This window comes from Mesopusillimonas faecipullorum, from assembly GCF_020539505.1.
GTDB classification, from domain to species: Bacteria; Pseudomonadota; Gammaproteobacteria; order Burkholderiales; family Burkholderiaceae_B; genus Mesopusillimonas; species Mesopusillimonas faecipullorum.
The window spans coordinates 1-1,478 of record NZ_JACDXW010000021.1 but is presented as its reverse complement, the minus strand read 5'-3'; the positions used below and the strand labels follow the sequence as shown (position 1 = coordinate 1,478).

Sequence of the window (1,478 nt, the reverse complement as noted above, 5' to 3'; positions counted from 1 at the left end):
GCGCTGAGCCCCGCAATGGGCGTCGGCAGTGCGCTGGCGTTCTGCGCCTACGGTGCCATTCGCTACCGCGATGCCCGCGTCATCCTGCGCTACCGGCGTAACATTCGCCGCTTGCCGCGCTACGTGAGGGTTCACCCCCGTTTTCACGGACACTTACAAGAAGGCCGATTGAGGCCGTGAGGAGTGTTCATGTCAAAGCGTCGCAAGTTCAGTGCCGAGTTCAAGCGTGGTGCGGTGGAGCAAGCCAGTCGGCCCGGTGTCAGCTGCGCCCAAGTAGCCCGTGAGCTGGGCATCCGCGACAGCCTGCTGACCCGCTGGAAGCGGGAGGCGCAGACGGCGGGGAAAGCAGCCTTTGCCGGCACCGGGAGCCCGCGTGACGAGGAGGTTGCCCGGCTCAAGCGCGAGCTGGCCCGGATCACCAAGGAGCGGGATTTTTTGCGCGAAGCGGCGACGTTCTTTGCCAAGGGATCATCCTGAGGTATCAGGTGATCGAACGTTGCCGCGATGAGTTTCCGGTTCGTCTGATGTGCCGCTGCCTGCGGGTATCGACCAGTGGCTACTACGACTGGAGCAAGCGACTGCCCAGTGCTCGACAGCGCGACAACGAGCGCTTGCTGGGCCGTATCCATGCGTTGCATCAGGACAGCCGGGGCACGCTGGGTGCCGGCCGCATGCAGGAAGATCTGGCCGATGAAGGGTTGATGGCCAGCCGGAACCGGGTTGCCCGGCTGATGGCAGCAGCTGGCCTGCAGGGCTGGCCACGCCCGAAACGGCGTGGCCAGCGCGCTCAACCGGCACTGACACCGCCGGGCGTGCGCAACCTGCTGGAGCGTGATTTCAGCGCCTCGGAGCCGGAAACCAAGTGGGTGACCGACATCACCGAGATCCAGACCCAGCAGGCCAAGCTGTATCTGTGCGTCGTGCTGGACCTGTTTGATCAGCGGATTGTGGGCTGGTCCATGCATCATCGGCAGGACCGGCAGATGGTGATCAGGGCCGTGCAGATGGCGGTTTGGCAGCGTCAGGAGCAGCATCGGCTGATCCTGCACTCCGACCGTGGCAGCCAATTTCGTAGCGGCGATTACCAGGATTACCTGGCCGCCAATGGCCTGCTCTGCTCGATGAGTGCGGTGGGGCATTGTGGCGACAATGCAGCCTGCGAGGGCTTCTTCGGATTGCTCAAGCGCGAGCGGATCTATCGCACAACGTATCCCACACTCGATGCCGCCCGGTCCGATGTGTTCGAATACATCGAGCGCCGCCACAACCCCAGGATGCGACGGCGCACGGTCAAGCAGGACCAGAAGTTTTCAGCACTTTCCAAACAGTCCGTGATTTCGGGGTAGAACCCTGATGACCAGCAAGGACGTGCCGGTCAGCCAGCAGCGTCTGTTCGTCGGGCGGGGGTTTCTGTGGGAGCAGAAACACACCCATAGGCTGATGCAGACGTACCGACCGGAATTTCGCCGCTACGTCGA

The 1,478-nt window shown here is 63.2% G+C and carries 1 protein-coding gene and 1 pseudogene; both read left to right on the top strand.

Annotation, left to right across the window (positions count from 1 at the left end; translation table 11 throughout):
* Nucleotides 1–180: pseudogene (locus H0484_RS14995) on the top strand (hypothetical protein); the annotation flags it as partial.
* A 9-nt stretch (nt 181–189) separates the two neighbouring features.
* Nucleotides 190–1,346 (top strand): IS3 family transposase gene (locus H0484_RS14990; protein ID WP_226955437.1). Its coding sequence is split into 2 segments (ribosomal slippage): nt 190–430 and nt 430–1,346, totalling 1,158 coding nucleotides; the frame shifts between segments, so codons are not numbered across the junction.
* Nucleotides 1,347–1,478 lie beyond the last annotated feature (132 nt).